The sequence below is a fragment of the Streptomyces sp. NPDC050732 genome, from assembly GCF_040654255.1.
Classification (GTDB): Bacteria; Actinomycetota; Actinomycetes; order Streptomycetales; family Streptomycetaceae; genus Streptomyces.
Genome location: NZ_JBFAHP010000019.1, coordinates 79,260 through 96,860, shown reverse-complemented (window position 1 = coordinate 96,860; position 17,601 = coordinate 79,260). Strand labels below are relative to the sequence as shown.

Annotated in this window: 16 protein-coding genes; 11 read left to right on the top strand and 5 right to left on the bottom strand. The window is 70.8% G+C overall.

Annotated features, from left to right (window positions below):
- Positions 1 to 190 precede the first annotated feature (190 nt).
- From AB0H82_RS19130 to AB0H82_RS19105, 6 genes are read left to right on the top strand one after another with little or no spacing between them, the layout of a single operon-like run.
- A complete protein-coding gene (locus tag AB0H82_RS19130) occupies positions 191 to 2,074 on the top strand; it encodes an FAD/NAD(P)-binding protein (protein ID WP_362994171.1) in 1,884 nt (627 codons plus the stop codon).
- 6 nt (positions 2,075 to 2,080) lie between these two features.
- Positions 2,081 to 3,328: a hypothetical protein gene (locus AB0H82_RS19125; protein ID WP_362994169.1), complete on the top strand. Its 1,248-nt coding sequence runs from the start codon at positions 2,081 to 2,083 to the stop codon at positions 3,326 to 3,328.
- Positions 3,321 to 4,601, top strand: coding sequence for an ATP-grasp domain-containing protein (locus tag AB0H82_RS19120; RefSeq protein ID WP_362994167.1), 1,281 nt, complete (start codon positions 3,321 to 3,323; stop codon positions 4,599 to 4,601). The genes AB0H82_RS19125 and AB0H82_RS19120 overlap by 8 nt, the downstream gene beginning before the upstream one ends.
- Positions 4,602 to 4,612: 11 nt before the next feature.
- Positions 4,613 to 5,824: an MFS transporter gene (locus tag AB0H82_RS19115; protein WP_362994165.1), complete on the top strand. Its 1,212-nt coding sequence runs from the start codon at positions 4,613 to 4,615 to the stop codon at positions 5,822 to 5,824.
- The gene (locus AB0H82_RS19110) at positions 5,821 to 6,264 is read left to right on the top strand and encodes a cobalamin-dependent protein (protein ID WP_362994163.1); all 444 of its coding nucleotides are present in this window, start codon (positions 5,821 to 5,823) and stop codon (positions 6,262 to 6,264) included. Before AB0H82_RS19115 ends, AB0H82_RS19110 begins: the two co-directional genes overlap by 4 nt.
- A gap of 14 nt (positions 6,265 to 6,278) precedes the next feature.
- Positions 6,279 to 7,541 (top strand): methylaspartate mutase, encoded by a 1,263-nt coding sequence (locus AB0H82_RS19105; RefSeq protein ID WP_362994161.1) that lies wholly within the window; start codon positions 6,279 to 6,281, stop codon positions 7,539 to 7,541.
- 62 nt (positions 7,542 to 7,603) lie between these two features.
- Here the strand turns inward: AB0H82_RS19105 and AB0H82_RS19100 are convergent, their stop codons facing one another.
- Entirely contained in the window at positions 7,604 to 7,975 is a 372-nt protein-coding gene (locus AB0H82_RS19100) for a helix-turn-helix domain-containing protein (protein ID WP_362994159.1), read from the bottom strand.
- A gap of 78 nt (positions 7,976 to 8,053) precedes the next feature.
- Between AB0H82_RS19100 and AB0H82_RS19095 the strand changes: the two genes are divergently transcribed.
- Entirely contained in the window at positions 8,054 to 8,692 is a 639-nt protein-coding gene (locus AB0H82_RS19095) for an NAD(P)-binding domain-containing protein (protein ID WP_362994157.1), read from the top strand.
- Positions 8,693 to 8,736: 44 nt separating this feature from the next.
- On the opposite strand, the gene AB0H82_RS19090 is transcribed toward AB0H82_RS19095, so the two are convergent.
- On the bottom strand, positions 8,737 to 9,420 hold the full coding sequence (locus AB0H82_RS19090; RefSeq protein WP_362994155.1) for a glycerophosphodiester phosphodiesterase: 684 nt from the start codon (positions 9,418 to 9,420) through the stop codon (positions 8,737 to 8,739).
- 21 nt (positions 9,421 to 9,441) lie between these two features.
- The gene (locus AB0H82_RS19085; protein WP_362994153.1) at positions 9,442 to 10,515 is read right to left on the bottom strand and encodes an adenosine deaminase; all 1,074 of its coding nucleotides are present in this window, start codon (positions 10,513 to 10,515) and stop codon (positions 9,442 to 9,444) included.
- Between the two features lie 124 nt (positions 10,516 to 10,639).
- Here AB0H82_RS19085 and AB0H82_RS19080 point away from each other — a divergent pair, with 124 nt between their 5' ends.
- Positions 10,640 to 11,260: a DUF4190 domain-containing protein gene (locus AB0H82_RS19080; protein ID WP_362994151.1), complete on the top strand. Its 621-nt coding sequence runs from the start codon at positions 10,640 to 10,642 to the stop codon at positions 11,258 to 11,260.
- 19 nt (positions 11,261 to 11,279) lie between these two features.
- Here AB0H82_RS19080 and AB0H82_RS19075 read toward each other — a convergent pair whose 3' ends face one another.
- The gene (locus tag AB0H82_RS19075; protein WP_362994149.1) at positions 11,280 to 12,599 is read right to left on the bottom strand and encodes an aminotransferase class I/II-fold pyridoxal phosphate-dependent enzyme; all 1,320 of its coding nucleotides are present in this window, start codon (positions 12,597 to 12,599) and stop codon (positions 11,280 to 11,282) included.
- Between the two features lie 50 nt (positions 12,600 to 12,649).
- Here AB0H82_RS19075 and AB0H82_RS19070 point away from each other — a divergent pair, with 50 nt between their 5' ends.
- Complete coding sequence (locus tag AB0H82_RS19070) at positions 12,650 to 13,927, top strand: MFS transporter (protein ID WP_362994147.1); 1,278 nt, start codon at positions 12,650 to 12,652, stop codon at positions 13,925 to 13,927.
- 4 nt (positions 13,928 to 13,931) lie between these two features.
- On the opposite strand, the gene AB0H82_RS19065 is transcribed toward AB0H82_RS19070, so the two are convergent.
- The gene (locus tag AB0H82_RS19065; RefSeq protein WP_362994145.1) at positions 13,932 to 14,489 is read right to left on the bottom strand and encodes an NADAR family protein; all 558 of its coding nucleotides are present in this window, start codon (positions 14,487 to 14,489) and stop codon (positions 13,932 to 13,934) included.
- A 207-nt stretch (positions 14,490 to 14,696) separates the two neighbouring features.
- Between AB0H82_RS19065 and AB0H82_RS19060 the strand changes: the two genes are divergently transcribed.
- Both AB0H82_RS19060 and AB0H82_RS19055 read left to right on the top strand, forming a co-directional pair.
- Entirely contained in the window at positions 14,697 to 16,199 is a 1,503-nt protein-coding gene (locus tag AB0H82_RS19060) for a gamma-aminobutyraldehyde dehydrogenase (RefSeq protein ID WP_362994143.1), read from the top strand.
- Between the two features lie 69 nt (positions 16,200 to 16,268).
- Positions 16,269 to 17,519 carry a spermidine/putrescine ABC transporter substrate-binding protein gene (locus tag AB0H82_RS19055; protein WP_362994141.1) on the top strand — a complete coding sequence of 417 codons (1,251 nt, stop codon included), beginning with the start codon at positions 16,269 to 16,271 and terminating at the stop codon, positions 17,517 to 17,519.
- Positions 17,520 to 17,601 lie beyond the last annotated feature (82 nt).

Sequence of the window (17,601 nt, the reverse complement as noted above, 5' to 3'; positions counted from 1 at the left end):
GGTTACGGTGGGGCCGCAGGGGGAGCGCAGCGGTGGCGGGGCCGGTGCGTCGGCCGTTACGGAACTCAAGCCCCGCTGGAGCCCTGTCGTTAATCCATTTACCCGGATGATCTCTCGCGCATATGGTCCGGTACGGCTCGGAAGGAACGCCTGACGTTCCCCACCTCCCTAACCCCCAGCGAGGGACCCTGTGAGCGACGTCAACGGCTCCCGACACCCGTACCGGATCGCCGTCGTCGGATCAGGGCCGAGGGGACTCGCGGTCCTTGAGCGCGTCGCGGCGCGACTCCAGAATTCCGCGCACCCTGCCGGGATCGATATCCATCTGATCGACGCGGACGAACTCGGATGCGGTCGTATCTGGCGAACCGGCCAGGACGAGATCTACCGGATGAACACGGTCGCCGATGAGGTGACCATGTTCTCAGGGCCCGCGGACAATGGGCCGGCCCGGCCGGGCGCGGGCCCGTCGCTCGCCGAATGGTGGCGGTCCCACGATCCACGGGTGGGGCGCAATGAATACGCGCCCAGAAAGGTCTACGGACGGTATCTGCGGTTTGTCCTGGACGCGACGGAGAAGGCCTTGCCGCCGGGGGTCTCCTTCGAAGGGATTCACGACCGCGTCATCGACTTGTGCCGGGAAAGCGGGTCCTTTCGCTTACGCCTCGAAAGCGGGCGAGTGGTCGTGGCCGACAGTGTCGTCCTGGCGACCGGGCACGGACGTCCCCGCCTCGCGGGGGCGGCGCTCGCCCTCGCGGAGTTCGCCGGCCGCAATCCCGGAATCCAGTACGTCCGGAGTGACTCTCCCGCGGAGATGGACCTCGACGGGATTCCCGCCGGTGCGCCGACCGGGGTCATCGGGCTCGGTCTCTCGGCCTACGACGTGATCTTCTCCCTGACCGAGGGGCGTCAGGGAAAGTTCCTGGAGGTCGCGGAGAATGAGTACAGCTATCAGCCGAGCGGTCACGAGCCGCTGATCGTCGCGGGCTCCCGCAGCGGGCTGCCGCTGCCCGCCCGGGGGCGTAACCAGAAGGCGCCCGACCATTCCTACCGGCCCGTTCTCTTCAAGGCCGACGAGATCCTGCGGAGGTCCGCCGGCCGTCCCCTGGACTTCCGTTCGGATGTCGTTCCGTCCGTCCTGGCCGAGATGCATCTGGTGTATTTCGCGACGCTGGTGCGCGCTCTGGCCGGACCGGTCGCGGAGTCCGCCTTCGTCGAGGAGGTCAGGGCGCGAGGCGCCGGCGACGCCCTGGCGATCAGGGACATCGCCGAGACCTTCGGGGTCCACGCCGAACCCGTCGACTTCTTCGCCCTGGCCCGTCCGTTCGACGGGCTTTCCTATGCGTCGCCGGAGGACTTCACGCACGACGTGATGGCGTTCATGCGCGGGGACCTGCGGCACGCCGAAGCCGGGAACCGGCTCGATCCGCTCAAAGCCGCGCTGGACGTCCTGAGAGATACGCGCAGCGAAATACGCAGACTGGTGGACTTCTCCGGACTCACCGCGCGCTCGCACGCCGACGATTTCCTCGGCTGGTTCAGCCCGCGAAGCTCCCTGCTGTCCTCGGGGCCGCCGAGAAAACGCGTCCATCAACTGCTCGCGCTCCTCGAAGCCGGAATCGTCCGCATCGCAGGACCGGCCACCCGTTTCGGAGTCTGTGAGTCCAGCGGCCGGTTCACCGTCGGATCCCCGGCGGTCACCGGATCCGACACAGAACTCGACGCCCTCATCGATGCCAGGGTTCCCGGTACGGAGCTGTCCCTGGACGCCTCTCCCCTCATGGTCAACCTCCGCGACCGGGGAGTGCTGACGGAATACGTCAACGCCAACACCGACGGCGAAGTGCACGGCGGAGAGGGCGTTTTCAGAACCGGCGGTATCGCCACGACAGGCTCCCCTTTCCATCCGGTGGCGCGCGACGGCTCGCCCTCCGACGCCTTGCACGTGATCGGCATTCCGACCGAGAACACCCGCTGGTTCACCTTCGTCGGAAGCGGCAGGCCGGGGCCCTGGAGCGAGTTCTTCGACGACGCGGACGCCATAGCCGGACACATACTCAGCAGAGCAGGATGAGGCATCGTGGAAAACATCATCATGTCGCCGCTCAAGGTGTTGCTCCGCAATACACCTCAGGAATGGGCCGACGCCACCCGGAACACCGCCCATCTGCTCACGGGCACCGACCGCGACCATCCACCGGAATGGATCGAGGCACACTATGGCGACGCCTTCCCCAGAATTGAGTGCTTCCCGAATTACGCGATGAACGATTTGGTCGGCAAGCGGGCGGACCAACTGCTCGCGAACGGCGGGTTCAAGCGGGTCATCCCCATGGCGGAGGCCGACGTCCTGCGAGCGGCATGGCTGCGGGAACGGCACGGTCTCGCGGGCATCCGTCCCGAGGACGCGGCCCACATGCGCGACAAGTTCCTCATGAAGCGGTGCGCGGCCGCGGCGGGCGTGCCGGTGGCCGAGTTCAGGAAGGTCCGCAACGCCTTCGAGCTGCTCGACTTCGCCGACGCCGCCGGCTTCCCGCTGGTGCTGAAGCCGATCGCGGGCAAAGGGTCGGCCGACACCTACATCCTGGAGTCGGAGGCAGAGCTGGACGCGCTGCTGAGCGAGGGAATCTTCGCCGGCATCGAACGCGAGCCGGACATGCTCGCCGAGGCCTTCGTCCACGGAACGCAGCTGCGCGTCGACGGCTACTACTCCCAGGGCGTCTGCCGCTTCATGAGCGCGGCACGGTACATCGGCAGCCACATCGATTTCCTGCACGGCGGCTTCATGGGCAGCACGATGCTCGACGCCCGCGGCGACCTGGCCCGGAAAGCCGTCGCGTTCACCAGGAACCTCCTGGAGAACGTGCTTCCCTTCGGCCCCGACGGGCTCTTCCACGTGGAGCTCTGGCAGCGACCGGACGGCGAGCTCGTCCTCGGCGAGGCCGCACAGCGGCTCGGCGGCGGCTCGATATTCGAGGAGAACAGGGCCGGCTTCGGAGTCGATTTCAAGATGGCCGCGGTCCATGCGTTCTGCGGGTTCGAACCCCCCGACTGGCCGCGCACGGAAGCCCTCCAACAGCGGATCTCGGGGCAGACGACGATCTCCCCCCGGCCCGGCGTCCTGACCAAGGCCCCCGAGTCGGCCCCGTTCGACTGGGTCATCGACTACACCTGCGCCCCCACCGGACGCCGTTACGGGGCCATGCGGCACACCAACGGCGAGATCGCGACCTTCCTCGTCACCGGCGCCACCAGTGACGAGGTCGAAGAGCGTCTTCGTACGTGCGTCGACTGGTTCTACGCGAACGCGGAGTGGTCCGATGCCTGAGGAGACAGCGGCGGTCGCAGCACACCTGCTCATGATCGGTGGAGCCCGCGAGGTCCCGAGGAACTGCTTCCGGGCCGCTCCCGGACTCCGTATCAGCGTGCTCTGCCGGCGGGAGGCCGAGGCCAAGGTCTGGGACAGGAAGGACCTGCACCGGCTGCTGATCCTCGACCGCGGGACGAGCCGGGAGGAGTGGCTGGCCATCGCCCGGGCCATCCATGAGCACGACCGCGTCGACGCGATCGTCGACTTCACCGAGTCCGACGCGGACAAGACCGCATACATCGCGGAACAGCTGGGGCTGAGCTGCTACTCCGAGCGGACCGCCCGGTGGATCGCCGACAAGTACCTCATGCGTGCCCGCCTCGGCGAGACGGGGGTCGATGACACTCCCGCCCAGAGGGTCCGCGGCGCCGACGAGCTCGCCAAGGCCGCCGGGGACCTCGGGTACCCCGTCATGTGCAAGCCCGCGGGAGGCATCGGAAGCCGGGGCATCAGCAAACTGGAGTCTCCCGCGGACGTCCCGCGGGCCTTCGCGTGGAGCATGGACGGGACCTCCGGCCTGGACACGGCAGAACTCGTCGTCGAACCCTTCCACCAGGGCCGCGAGTTCAGCGTCGAGTGCGTCAGCGAGGCGGGCCGGCACTTCGTGGCGGGCATCACCCAGAAGTCCGTCGACCGGGACAGCTTCGTCGAAGTCGGCCACCTGGTCCCGGCCCCGCTCCCCGCAGCGGAGGCCACGGCCATCGCCGGCACCGTCCGCCGGATGCTGGACGCGCTCGACGTGCGGGACGGCGCGACCCACACCGAGGTGATCCTCACCGGGAACGGTGTCCGGATCATCGAGACGCATCTGCGCTACGGCGGCGACCGCATCCCCAACATGCTCGCGGCCGCGACAGGGATCGACGTCCAGCAGGCCTGGGCACGTCAAGCAGTCGGCCACTCGATCACCGCGGAGGTCGAGGAGGCGATGGCGCGGCACCGGAGCGGCGAACGCGCGGACTTCGCGGCGATCCGCTACCGGTGCGCCGACCGCCGGGGCGTGCTCACCGCGGTCCACGGCATCGAGGACGCCCGGCGGATGCCCGGTGTGGCGGAGGTCGCCACGGTCGCCGGTGTCGGTGACCTGATCGGCGATCTCACCGGTTCGCTCGCGCGGCTCGCGTTCGCCTGGGCGCTCGGCGCGACACCGGAGGAGGCCGCCGAGCGCGCCCGGGCGGCGGCGGACTCGCTCACCTTCGACCTCGACGACGACCCGGGGTGCCGGCCGTGATGCTGCGATCCATGTCGGCGCCCGTCCGTGTCCTGGGCACAGCCGTCTTCTTCAACCTGCTGGGCCGGGGCGCCTTCATGGCCTCCTCGGCGCTGTACTTCACCAAGTTCGCGGGGGTGACGCCCGGCCAGCTCGGTCTGGGACTCGCGATCGCCGGCGCCACCGGCCTCGTCTCCGGTGTGCCGTTCGGGCACCTCGCCGACCGGCGGGGCCAGCGTGACGTGGCCGCCGTCCTCCTGATCCTCAGCGCGCTGGCCGCGGTGTTCTTCCTGGTGGTCGACGGGTTCGTCCAGTTCACCGCGGTCGCCGTCGTGTTCACGTTCATCGAGAGGGGCGCGTACGCGGCACGGCAGGCAGTGCTCGCGACGCTGACCGCCGGTGAGGACGCGACCCTGGCGAGGGCCCAGATCCGCACCGTCGGCAACATGGGCGTCGCACTCGGCAGCGGTATCGCGGGGCTTGCTATCTGGGCGGGCTCCGAAGCGGCTTACATGGGTGTGATCGGCTTCAACGCGGCGTCGTATCTCATCTGCGGGCTCACCCTCTTCGCGCTTCCCCGGATCGCGGCCGTGCCGGTGAAGCCCGGCACCTCCGCGCTGCCGGTCCTGCGGGACCGCCGCTACGCGGCCGCCACCATGGTGAACATGATCATGGTGATCCACTTCGCCATGCTGGACATCGGCTTCCCCCTGTGGATCATGCAGCACACCAGCGCACCGCACTGGATGGCCGCGGTGCTCATCCTCTTCAACACCGTGGGCTGTGTCCTGTTCCAGGTCTCCGCGTCCCGCAGGATCGGCACGCTCGACTCGGCGCGGCGGTCGTGGCGGCTGGCCGGCTTCCTGTTCCTCGCGACCTGCGTACTCACCGGTCTGACGGACGGCACCTCCGCGCTCGGCGCCTGCGTCCTCCTGCTCGTCGCGGCGGGCCTCCACCTCTACGGAGAGATCATCCAGTCGGCGGCCGGCTGGGTGATCAGCTTCGACCTCGCGCCCCCCGACCGGAACGGTCAGTACCAGGGGCTCTTCACCACAGGATTCGCGTTCTCCCAGATGGTCGCCCCGTTCGTCATCTCGACCCTGGTCATCGAGAACGGAACGATCGGCTGGATCTGTCTCGGCGCGGTCTTCGCACTCGCCGGGATCGCGATGACGCCGGTGCTCCGCATGGCCGACGGAGCACCGTCGGCCCCCGCCCACGAAAAGGAGGTGGCCCGCTCGTGAGTTCCCGGCCCCCGGTGGCGGTCGTCACCACCATCAGCTCCGACGCCCACACCTGGAACCTCGTCCATCTGCAACTCGTTCTGGAGGAGCGCGGGTGGCAGGTGATCAATCTCGGCTCCTGCACACCCGTCGACCTCGTGGTCAGGTCCCTCACGGAGGCGGACGCGGACCTCCTCGTGGTCAGCACCGTCAACGGCCACGGCCTCCTGGAGGTCCCCTCCCTGCTCGACGCCGTCCTCCGCGTGCCGGAGCGGCTCCGTCCGCCCGTCGTGCTCGGCGGCAAGCTCACGACCCACGGGGAGATCGGCGACGGCGAGGTGCGGCGGCTGCGCGAGAGGGGCTTCGCCGAGGTGTTCCGCGGAGAGACGGCCGTCGACGCGTTCCGCTCCTACCTGTCCGGCTTCGCCGTGACGTCGACGTCGACGGCGACCGCGGCCTAGGACAGGACGTCGCCATGACCACGACCCGGACATCCGGCTTCGCCGCCTACGTCGCAGAGGCGAAGAACCGGAACGAGTTGATCGTCCAGTCCCGCATGGGCTTCACGAGCCCCGAACTCATGCGGGCCGGTCTCGATGCCGTACGGGACGCGGGACCCCGCGTGGTCGGGACCATCACCCTGGACAGCTTCACGCGCACGGGGCAGTTCCTGCGGGCCGGCCGGGCCATCGCGGCAGGCGAAGCCCTGAACGGCTACCCGCTCGTGTCGCACAGCGACGCGGACAACGCCCAGCTGCTGGGCGGCGTGGACCTGGCCGCCTTCCCCGTGCAGGTCAGGCACGGCTCGCCCAGGCCGCAGGAGATCTTCCGCACCATGGGCAGGCTCGGCCTCACCGTCTCCGAGGGAGGTCCGGTCTCGTACTGTCTGCCCTACAGCAGGGTGCCCCTGCGGGAGTCCATCGACGCGTGGGCGGAGGGCTGCCGGATCCTCGCGGACGGCGGCCGGGGCGCACACCTTGAGACCTTCGGCGGCTGTATGCTGGGGCAGCTGTGCCCACCCGGCCTGCTGGTCGCCCTCAGCGTCCTCGAATGCCTCTTCTTCGCCGAGAACGGCATCCGCAGCGTCTCCCTCAGCTACGCCCAGCAGACGAATCCGCGACAGGACCTCGACGCGATCCTGGCCCTGCGCGCTCTCGCGGAGGAACACCTCGTCGGCGTGGACTGGCACGTGGTCCTCTACACCTTCATGGGCGTCTACCCGAAGACCACGGGCGGCGCCACCGCGCTGCTGCGGGAGAGCGCCGAACTCGCCGCGGCCTCCGGTTGCGAACGCCTCATCGTCAAGACGACGGTCGAATCCCAGCGGATCCCCACCATCGCGGAGAACGTCGCCGCCCTCCGCATCGCCGCGGACGCCGCCCACGGCGTGCCCCGCTCCGCGCGCCTCCCCGGGAGCGAAGTCCTCGACGAGGCCTCGGCCCTCATCAACGCCACGCTCTCCCTCAGGGATTCGGTGGGCGACTCCCTCCACGAGGCCTTCCGCCTCGGACTCCTCGACGTCCCCTACTGCCTCCACCAGGACAACAGGAACCGGACCCGGACCTCGCTCGACAGCGACGGCACCCTCCGGTGGGCGTCCAAGGGCAACATGCCTCTCCCCGGCACGCCACCCCTGCACGAACCGGAAGGCGCCGCCGACCGCCTCCTCCAGATGCTCTCCTTCAACCAGCACCGCTTCGACGCAGTACCTCGCGGACGTCCTCGGCCGCGTACGTGACGTTCAGCCACCAGACCTCCAGCTTGTCCGCCACTCCCGACGCGACCTTCCGCCCCTGTCCCCTAGGGGGAGCGCTCGTGGTCGCCGTCTGCGTGCTCCTGGGCTGTCATGACCGCGTCCCCGTACTCGTACGCCCACGCCCCGAAGCCCTCGATAGGGACGAGCAATGTCCGGCCCAGAGCGGTCAGTTCGTACTCGACGCGGGGTGGTGACTCGGCGTACGGCTCTCGCGTCACCAGGCCGTTGTACTCAAGGCGGCGCAGCGTCTCCGTGAGGATTTTGGGGCTGATGCCGCCGATGCGCTCGCGCAGTTCGCGCGGGCGGCGCGGGCCGTGGCGCAGGGCCCACAGCACCACGGCGTTCCAGGTGTTGGCGAGCAGGTCGAACGCGAGGCGGGCGCGGCAGTCGGCGAGGAGGTCGTGGTCGGTGGTCACTTACCGAATGGTGCCCGAGCGGCTTCCTACTGTCGTCCTTGATTCCGGCGACCGGGCCGGACGGCGAGGGGAAGCGGTATGCGGATCGGCATCATCGGCACGGGTGGCATGGCGGACGCGCTCGGCACGCGGTGGGTTCGGGCAGGTCACGAGGTCATGGTGGGCGGGCGCGACGAGGGCGCGGCGGCGGCGCTCGCCGCGCGGATCGGTGCCGCGCGGCACGGCGCGCCCCGGGCGGCGGCGGAGTTCGGCGAGGCGGTGCTGCTCGCGCTGCCGTACGCGGCCGGCGCCCCGGTGGCGGCCGGGCTGGCAGCCGCGTTGCGGGGGCGGGTGCTGATCGACTGTTCCAACCCGGTGGGCCCCGGCTTCGTCCATCTCACGGAGGCGGACGGCGGTCCCTCGGCGGCCCGCCGCCTCGCCGACGCGGCGCCGGGCGCGCACGTCGTGAAGGCGTTCAACCTCTGCCACGTGGACGTGTGGCGGCTGGACCCGCCCGTGTTCGACGGGCGCCCGCTGGCGGTTCCGGTCTGCGGGGACGACCCGGGCGCGCTGGCTGTCGTACGCGCGTTGGTGAGCGATCTGGGCTGCCGACCGCTCGCCGCCGGCGGCCTGGAGCGGGCGGGGCTCCTGGAGGCGACGGCGGCGCTGGTGATCGGTCTCTGGGTGGGGGAGGGGGCGGACGCGCAGGCGATGCTGCCGCCCCTCCCGTCCGTCTGAGCGAGGGCGAGAGCGAGAGCCGGAGCCGGTCCTGGCGGTGTGGCTCAGGCCGGGCCGCGCAGGGAGTGCAGGACGTCGATGCGGTTCGTGGTGATCGAGTCGACGCCCGCGTCGAGCAGGCGGCGCATCGAGCGGCGCGTGTCCGGCGTCCAGGCCGAGACGAGCAGGCCCTGGCGGTGCACCTGGAGTACCAGGTCGCGGTCGACCAGCGGAAAGCGGTAGTTGAGCCAGCGCGGCTTCACCGCTTCCAGGAGGACGGGGCGGGGCGGCGCCAGGGTCGTCCAGGTCAGGGCGATCTCCGCGCCCGGAGCGGCCTCGCGCACGGCGAGCATCGTCTGTCCGCCCGCGCAGTAGTACACGCGGTCCGACGCGCCGCACTCCGCGACGACCCCGACGACCGTGCGCACGGCGTCGTACGTCGCGCCCGGCAGGTCGATCATGAGCCGGTTCCCCTCGGTGGCGGCGATGGCCGCTTCGAGCGTGGGAACGCCGCCCTCGGTGAGTCCGGTGACCTCGGCCGACGACAGGGCGGCGAGCGGACGTTCGTACCCCCACAGGCGCTGGAGCGTCGCGTCGTGCAGCAGGACGGGTACGCCGTCGCCGCTCACACGGACGTCGATCTCCACCGCGTCCGCGCCCCGTTCGATCGCGGAGCGCAGGGACGGGACGGTGTTCTCGCGGACGCGGTAGGGATCGCCTCGGTGGGCCACTGCAGTCACGGTGCGCATGGGCCCATTGTGGTCACGGGATCAGGGTGCGAGCCACGTCTCCGTGTACGTGTCGATCTCGGCGGCGATCCTCGCCTTGCCCGCCGGGTCCAGGAAGGACGCCTCGACGGCGTTCTTCGCGAGGGCCGCGATGCCGCGCTCGTCGAGGTCGAGGAGGCGCGCGGCGACGGCGTACTCGGAGTTCAGGTCGGTGCCGAACATGGGCGGGTCGTCGGAGTTGACCGTGACGATCACCCCGGCCTCCACGAACTGCTTGATCGGGTGCTCGTCGAGGGTGCGGACCGCGCGGGTCGCGATGTTCGAGGTCGGGCAGACCTCCAGCGGGATGCGGTGCTCGGCGAGGTGGGCGAGCAGCTTCGGGTCCTGCGCGGCGGTGGTGCCGTGCCCGATGCGCTCGGCCCGCAGATGGGTGAGGGCGTCCCAGACGGTCTCGGGCCCCGTGGTCTCCCCGGCGTGCGGCACCGAGTGCAGGCCCGCCTCGATCGCCCGGTCGAAGTACGGCTTGAACTGCGGGCGCGGCACCCCGATCTCGGGCCCGCCGAGCCCGAAGGAGACCAGGCCCTCGGGGCGCAGCGTGTCGGTGACGGCCAGCCTGAGCGTCTCCTCGGCGGACACGAGCCCGGCCTCGCCGGGAATGTCGAAGCACCAGCGCAGTACGGTGCCGAACTCGCTCTCGGCGGCCTTGCGGGCGTCCTCGATGGCGTCCATGAAGGCGCGGTCGTCGATGCCGCGGCGGACGGAGGAGTACGGGGTGATGGTCAGCTCGGCGTACCGCACGTTCTGCCGCGCCATGTCGCGGGCCACCTCGTAGGTGAGGAGGCGTACGTCGTCCGCGGTGCGGATCAGGTCCACGACGGACAGATAGACCTGGATGAAGTGCGCGAAGTCGGTGAACGTGAAGTAGTCGGCGAGCGCCTCGGGGTCGGTCGGCACCGCGGAGTCGGGGTGCCGGGCGGCCAGCTCGGAGACGATGCGGGGGGAGGCCGAGCCGACGTGGTGCACGTGCAGCTCCGCCTTGGGCAGTCCCGCGATGAAGGCGTGCGGGAACGCCTGCGGGTCGCCGGCTGTCGAGGCTGCGGTCTGCTGCTCGGTCACGGTTTCCTCCCCAGGAACGGGTTTGATCGGCTGATCGATGGGTCGGGGCTCATCGTAGGCGGCGGTCGGCCCGGGCAAAGCGAGGGCCGTAGCATGACGGAACGTACGAAAGAGGTGACCCGTCATGTCCGCGAAGTCCGAGGACGACGCCGTGCCCGGCGCGGGGGCGCAGGGGGAGCGCGATCCGTGGGCGCCGCCGCCGGAGGACGCGGTACCGCCGCCGGACCGCGGTCGGTGGACGGTCGCCCCGATGCCGGGAGCGGTCCCGCCGCCGCCCCCGCAGGCGGCAGGCGTCGGACCCTTCGCGGCGCCGGGAGAGCCCGTGCCGCCGCCGCCGATCTCACCGGACGGCCCTGGCCGACAGCAGGCCTACCCGGGGTACGGGGGTTACCCGGGCCATCCCGGTTATCCGGGGCACCCCGGCTACCCGGGTTATCCGGGGTACTCGGGCTATCCCGGCGGTCAGGGCGGGCCCGGATACGGCTGGCCCGCCATGCCGATGGCGCCCGCGAACGGCATGGGCGTGGCGGGGCTCGTCCTCGGGATCATCGCGGCCGCCGGCTTCTGCCTGTGGCCGCTGGCGATCGTCCTCGGCATCCTCGCGGTGATCTTCGGCGCGGTGGGGCGCGGGAAGGCGCGGCGCGGCGAGGCGACGAACGGGGGCCAGGCCCTCGCCGGGATCATCTGCGGGGCGGTGGGCATCGTCCTGGGCGTGACGCTGCTGGTGGTCCTGCTCTTGGTGTAGGCCCCGCCCAACTCCGCGCTCACCCCCCGTACGTGGCCTCGGACTCGTCGAGCACGGCGGAGAAGTCCGCGGCGAGCCGGACCGCGTCCGCCGGCTCCAGCGCGGACGTGGTGATGCGCACGGCGGTGGGCGCGGCGATGCGGAAGCGTGCCCCCGCGGCCACCCACCACCCCCGCGAGCGCAGCCCGTTGACGACTGCGGACTCGTCCCGCACGGGCACCCATACGTTCAGCCCGCTCGCCCCCCGGGCCGAGATGCAGTGCCCCGCGAGCTCACGGACGAGGGTTTCGCGCCGCTCCGTGTAGGCGCGCCCGGCCCGGTCCACCACCTCGCGCGTCGCGGGATCGGTCATCGTCCGCTCGACCGTCTCCTGCAGTACGTGACTGACCCACCCCGAGGTGAGCAGCATCCGCCCCTCGTGCCTGGCCAGCGTGGTGGCGTCGCACGCGAGGGCCGCCCACCGCAGGTCGACGCTCAGATGCTTGGAGACGGTGCGCACCTGCGCCCAGCGTGCGAGTCCGCCGGTCGCCAGTGAGTGCGGTGCCGCCCCCGCCACCTCGGCGTTGTGGTCGTCCTCGACGACGAGCACGTCCGGGTAGTCGGTGAGAACGGCGAGCAGGGCCTCACGCCGCGCCGCCGTGAAGCGGCCGCCCATCGGGTTCTGCCCCCGCGGGCTGCACACCAGGGCCCTGGCGCCCGCCCGCAGTGCTCCGCGCAGCGCCTCCGGTCTGATGCCCTCGTCGTCCACGGCCACCGGCGCCATGCGGAGCCCCAACGCCGGTACGAGGTCGAGGAGATGGTGGAAGCCGGGATCCTCCACGGCCACGGTGTCGCCCGGCTTCAGCTCCACCGAGAGGAGCCGGGCCATGCAGTCCAGCGCCCCGTGCGCGAAGGTCACCCGGCCGTCGGGCACCCCGTCCCGCGCGAACCACTCCCGGGCCACCTCCTCCAGCCCCGCGAGGCGCGGCGCCGCGCGGTGCGAACCGCTGACCGGCTCCACCCGGGCAGGGGGCCTCAGCACCGGCAGCAGGGCGGAATCCGGATGTCCGCCCGCCAGGTCGCGCACCCCTCGCGGTGCTCTGGGCGGCCTGCGGGACCCGACGGCCGGGGCCTGCGCCACGACCGTGCCGCCCCGGCCGCGTGTCACCACGATGCCGCGCTGCCGCAGTTCCTTGTAGGCCGTCGCCACCGTGCCCGCGCTGACGCCCAGCTCGTCGGCGAGCCTCCGCACCGGGGGCAGCGCGGCGCCCGGCGCCAACCCCCCGTCGGCCACGGCCTGTTCGACCGACGCGGTGATGCCCTTGGCGGTCGAGCCGCTGATCGCATATTGTGCTGCCACATAGAGGATTATGTACCGGTACAAAATACTGGTCAAGCCTAGGGGGATGGGTGAGCCTCAGCCGTCGACGGTCCGCGCTGTACGCACGCATACCGGGGGGTGCCGACGGCCGTCGCATGCTCTGGATCGCCCTGATCAACAAGGCGGGCACCGGCCTCTGGATGGGGGCGGCCGCTCTCTACTTCACTCTGGTCACCGGTCTCTCCGTCGCCGAGGTCGGCCTGCTCTTAGGCGTCTCGGGCGCCGTCGGCATCGCGGGTGCCCCGCTCGCGGGCCACCTCGCCGACCGCTTCCCGGTGACCCGCATCATCATCGGCGCCCAACTCCAGCAAGCCATGGCGCTGTTGGCGCTGCTCACGACAGACAACTTCGCGCTGCTCCTGCTGTACTCGGCCGTCAACAGCCTCGCCGACCGCGGGGCCAACGTGCTCACCAAGCTGTACGCCGCCCGGATCGCGGGCCCGGAGCGCACCACGTACCAAGCCGTGCAGCGCACCGTCTCCAACGCGGGCTGGGCCATCGGCGGCCTCGCCGGAGCGCTCGCCCTGGCCGTCGGCACCACCCACGCCTACCAGGCGCTGCTCATCGGCAACGTGGTCAGCTTCCTCGTCGCCGCCGCCCTCACCCTGCGCTGCGCCGAGCCGCCCTCGCCGTCCCGCCTGGTCACCGACTCCACGGCGGCCGCGCCGGTCGCCCCACCGTCCAACCCCTGGCGCGACCGCTCCTATCTGCTCTTCACGATGACCGAGGCGGCCCTCTTCCTCGACGACGCGGTGCTGCAGGTCGGCATCCCTCTGTGGATCGTCCACGCCACCGACGCCCCGCACGGTCTCGCGCCACTCCTCATGGTGCTCAACTGCGTGCTGGTCGTCTGCTGTCAGGTGCCGCTGTCCCGGTTCGGCAGCACCCCGGAGCGGGCCCGCGCGCTCCTCGTGCCCCTGGCCGCCTGCTTCGTCGTCGGGTGTGCCGCCCTGACCGCCTCGACGCTCGGCGGCACGGGGCTCGCCGTCGCCGCCCTCACCCTCGCGGCCGTCGCCCTCACCTTCGCGGAGATACTGCACGCCATCGCCTCCTGGGAGCTCTCGATCGCGCTCGCCCCCGACGACGCCCAGGGCGCCTACCTCGGGGTGCACGGCCTCTCCTCGTCGGCCCAGCGCAGCGGCGGACCGCTCCTGGTCACCGCCGTGATCGCGGCGGGCCCACTCGCCTGGCCGGTCCTCGGCGCGGGCGTGATCGTGACGGTGGCGGCGCAGAGCCGTCTCGTACGGAAGCGGCTGATCCGCCGGAGCCCCGCGACCGACCGTGCCGTGGCACCCCGGGCCACCTGAGGAGTCAGAGGCGGGACCGCGCCTCCATCAGCGCGAAGCCCAGGAGGTTCGGTCCCCGCCACTTCATGGGGTCCTCCGCTCGCGGGTCGTCGGCCGCCAGGCCAATGCCCCAGACGCGGTCCAGGGGGCTCGCCTCGACCAGCACACGCTGCCCCGTCCCGGCGAGGAACTCGCGGAGCGCGGGGTCGGAGGCGAACTTGTGCGTGCTGCCCGCGACCACGACGTCGAACCGCTCGCGCGCCCATATCGCCTCGTCGAAGCCCCGCACCAGCCGCCCCGCGCTCTTCGCCTCGGCGGGTGTCCGGGCCGCGAGGGCCGCCCGCTCCGCGTCCGCGTCGTCGAAGAGGCGGGCCTTGGCCGCCATCATCCAGTGCTCCGCCGTCGCGTACTCCACGCCGTCCACGGTGAAGGGCGAGGGCCACCACTGGCTGAGGCAGCTCGGGCCCAGCGAGCCGTCCCGGCGCGGGGTGTGGCCCCAGAAGTGCAGGTACTCCACCTTCTCGCCCGCGCGCACCGCGCCGACCAGCGCTTCCACCGTGCGGACCGAGTCGATCTTCGTCATGCACGCGAGTCTGGCACGCACCACTGACACTCCGTCCCTGGTTTTCCGGACCGACTCGACACCTGGTCGACAGATTCCGTCGCGTAACCAAAAGGCAACAACGGAATCACTTGTTGGACTATCACTGCTCTGTCAGGATCGGCACTCAAATCGATCTGGAGCTACGCCGACCCCCGCGGGACGGGGAGGGCGGCGGAGGAGAGCGTCATGCACAACTTCCAGGCGCGGGACCACTTCGCGGACGGTGCGCAGTACATCGCCGGGCGGCTGACCAAGGGCACGTCGGGCCGGACCCACGCGGTCGTGGACCCCGCCACCGCCGATGAGGTCTACACATACGAGCTCGCCGGAAGTGACGACGTGGACGCCGCCGTCGCCGCGGCCGCCGAGGCGTTCCCCGGCTGGGCGGGTGCCACCCCGGGCGAGCGCTCGGACGCCCTGCACCGCTTCGCGGGCGTACTGGCCGACCGCGCCGAGGAATTCGCGCAGGCCGAGTCGTTGCAGTGCGGCAAGCCGATCAAGCTGAGCCGGGAGTTCGACGTCCCCGGGACCGTCGACAACACCGCCTTCTTCGCGGGCGCGGCCCGGCACCTCCAGGGCCAGTCGGCCGGCGAGTACACCGGGGACCACACCTCGTACGTACGCCGGGAGCCGATCGGTGTCGTCGGGTCCATCGCGCCCTGGAACTACCCGCTCCAGATGGCCGCCTGGAAGGTGCTTCCGGCGATCGCGGCGGGCAACACCATCGTCCTCAAGCCCGCCGAGCTCACCCCCTTCACCTCGCTCCTCTTCGCGCAGGCCGCCACCGACGCCGGCATCCCCGACGGTGTCGTCAACATCGTCACGGGTGCGGGAAAGGACGCCGGTGAGCACCTCGTCGGGCACCCCGCCGTCGCCATGACCTCCTTCACCGGGTCCACCGGCGTCGGCAAGCGCGTCGCCGAGATCGCCACCGCCACCGTCAAACGGCTGCACCTGGAGCTCGGCGGAAAGGCCCCCTTCGTCGTGTTCGACGACGCCGATCTCGACGCCGCCGTGCACGGCGCGGTCGCCGGCGCGCTCATCAACTCCGGGCAGGACTGCACGGCCGCCACGCGCGCGTACGTGCAACGGCCCCTCTACGAAGCCTTCGTCCAGGGCGTCGCCGACCTCATGGCGAGCGTGCGGCTCGGCGATCCGTTCGACCCGAGCACCGACATGGGGCCGCTCATCTCGCACGTGCACCGCGACCGCGTCGCCGGCTTCGTCGACCGGGCCCGGTCCTACGCGCGCGTGGTCACCGGCGGCGAGGCGCTCCCGCACCCCGGCGCGTTCTACAAGCCCACGCTCATCGCCGACGCCGCGCAGGACAGCGAGATCGTGCAGTCGGAGATCTTCGGGCCCGTGCTCGTCGTGCTCCCCTTCGACAGCGACGACGAGGGCATCCGGCTCGCCAACGACACCCCGTACGGCCTAGCCGCCTCCGCCTGGAGCCGCGACGTGTACCGCGCGGGCCGCGCGACCCGCGAGATCAAGACCGGCTGCGTATGGGTCAACGACCACATTCCGATCCTCAGCGAGATGCCGCACGGCGGATACAAGGCATCCGGCTACGGAAAGGACATGTCCGCGTACTCGTTCGAGGAGTACACGCAAATCAAGCACGTCATGTTCGACAACACGGCGGTGGTCCGCAAGGACTGGCACCGCACGATCTTCGGGGACCGGTAGTCACGTAGCCACGTCGTCACAGGCCGCACGACCGGCGGCCGCCTTCCTCCCGAAAGGGCAACCACGCGCATGGAGCAGTACGAGCCCGACCCCTTCACTCCGGCCCAACCGGCCGCCATGCAGCGCAGCCTCAGGAACGGCAGGGCCTCCCTGACCCGCCGTGGCGTGCTGCGCGCCGCCACGGGCGGCGCGCTCGCCGTCGGCGGGCTCGGGGCGCTGAGCGCCTGCGGGATCCCCGCGGCGGGCAAGGGCCAGGGCGATGTCTCGTCCGACGACCACTCGGCGCAGGAGAAGCGGATCGCCTTCTCCAACTGGACCGAGTACATGGACGTCGACGAGAAGGACAAGAACCGCCGGCCCACCCTCGCGGCGTTCACGAAACGCACCGGGATCGAGGTCAAGTACACCGAGGACATCAACGACAACGTCGAGTTCTTCGGGAAGCTCAAACCCCAGCTCGCGGCGGGCCAGGAGACCGGGCGCGACCTCATCTGCGTCACGGACTGGCTGGCGGCCAGGCTCATCCGCTTCGGGTGGGTCCAGAAACTGGACCCGGCCAACCTGCCCCACGCGTACGCCAACCTGTCCGCCCAGTTCCGCAACCCCGACTGGGACCCCGGACGCGCCTACTCGTATCCCTGGACCGGCATCTCCACGGTCATCGCGTACAACAAGAAGGCGACCGGCGGGAAGAAGATCACCTCGGTGGCGCAGCTGCTCGACGACCCCAAGCTCAGGGGGCGCGTCGGGTTCCTCTCCGAGATGCGCGACACCGTCGGCATGACACTCCTCGACCTTGACAAGGACCCCGGGGACTTCACCGACGACGACTTCGACGCGGCCATCGCCCGCCTCCAGAAGGCCGTCGACAAGAAGCAGATCCGCCGCTTCACCGGCAACGACTACACCTCGGACCTCGCCAAGGGCGACATGGCCGCCTGCCTCGGCTGGGCCGGCGACATCGTGCAGCTCCAGGCCGACAACCCGGACATCGACTTCCACATCCCGGACCAGGGCTACATCACGTCCACGGACAACCTCCTTGTCCCGAACAAGGCACGGCACAAGAAGAACGCCGAGCGGCTCATCGACTACTACTACGAGCCCGAGCCCGCGGCCCGCCTCGCGGCGTACATCAACTACGTGTGCCCGGTGGACGGCGTGCGCGACGCTCTCGCGAAGATCGACGCGGACGCCGCGTCGAATCCGCTGATCATTCCCGACCGGGAGATGAAGGAGAAGTCCCGGGCGTTCCGGTCGCTGACGCCGAAGGAAGAGACCGCGTACGAACAGAAGTTCGCGCGCCTCACGGGTACGTAGCACTGGGCCGGACCGGATCACGTCTGCGGGCCGTCTGTGGCTGGTCGCGCAGTTCCCCGCGCCCCTGACGGGGCGCCTTTGT

Bases quoted from the DNA above. Each gene is read 5' to 3' on its own strand.
- AB0H82_RS19115 (WP_362994165.1), top strand. From the start codon at position 4,613: ATGTCGGCGCCCGTCCGTGTCCTGGGCACAGCCGTCTTCTTCAACCTG.
- AB0H82_RS19065 (WP_362994145.1), bottom strand. From the start codon at position 14,489: ATGACGAAGATCGACTCGGTCCGCACGGTGGAAGCGCTGGTCGGCGCG.
- AB0H82_RS19080 (WP_362994151.1), top strand. From the start codon at position 10,640: ATGTCCGCGAAGTCCGAGGACGACGCCGTGCCCGGCGCGGGGGCGCAG.
- AB0H82_RS19060 (WP_362994143.1), top strand. From the start codon at position 14,697: ATGCACAACTTCCAGGCGCGGGACCACTTCGCGGACGGTGCGCAGTAC.
- AB0H82_RS19090 (WP_362994155.1), bottom strand. From the start codon at position 9,420: ATGCGCACCGTGACTGCAGTGGCCCACCGAGGCGATCCCTACCGCGTC.
- AB0H82_RS19095 (WP_362994157.1), top strand. From the start codon at position 8,054: ATGCGGATCGGCATCATCGGCACGGGTGGCATGGCGGACGCGCTCGGC.
- AB0H82_RS19105 (WP_362994161.1), top strand. From the start codon at position 6,279: ATGACCACGACCCGGACATCCGGCTTCGCCGCCTACGTCGCAGAGGCG.
- AB0H82_RS19055 (WP_362994141.1), top strand. From the start codon at position 16,269: ATGGAGCAGTACGAGCCCGACCCCTTCACTCCGGCCCAACCGGCCGCC.
- AB0H82_RS19120 (WP_362994167.1), top strand. From the start codon at position 3,321: ATGCCTGAGGAGACAGCGGCGGTCGCAGCACACCTGCTCATGATCGGT.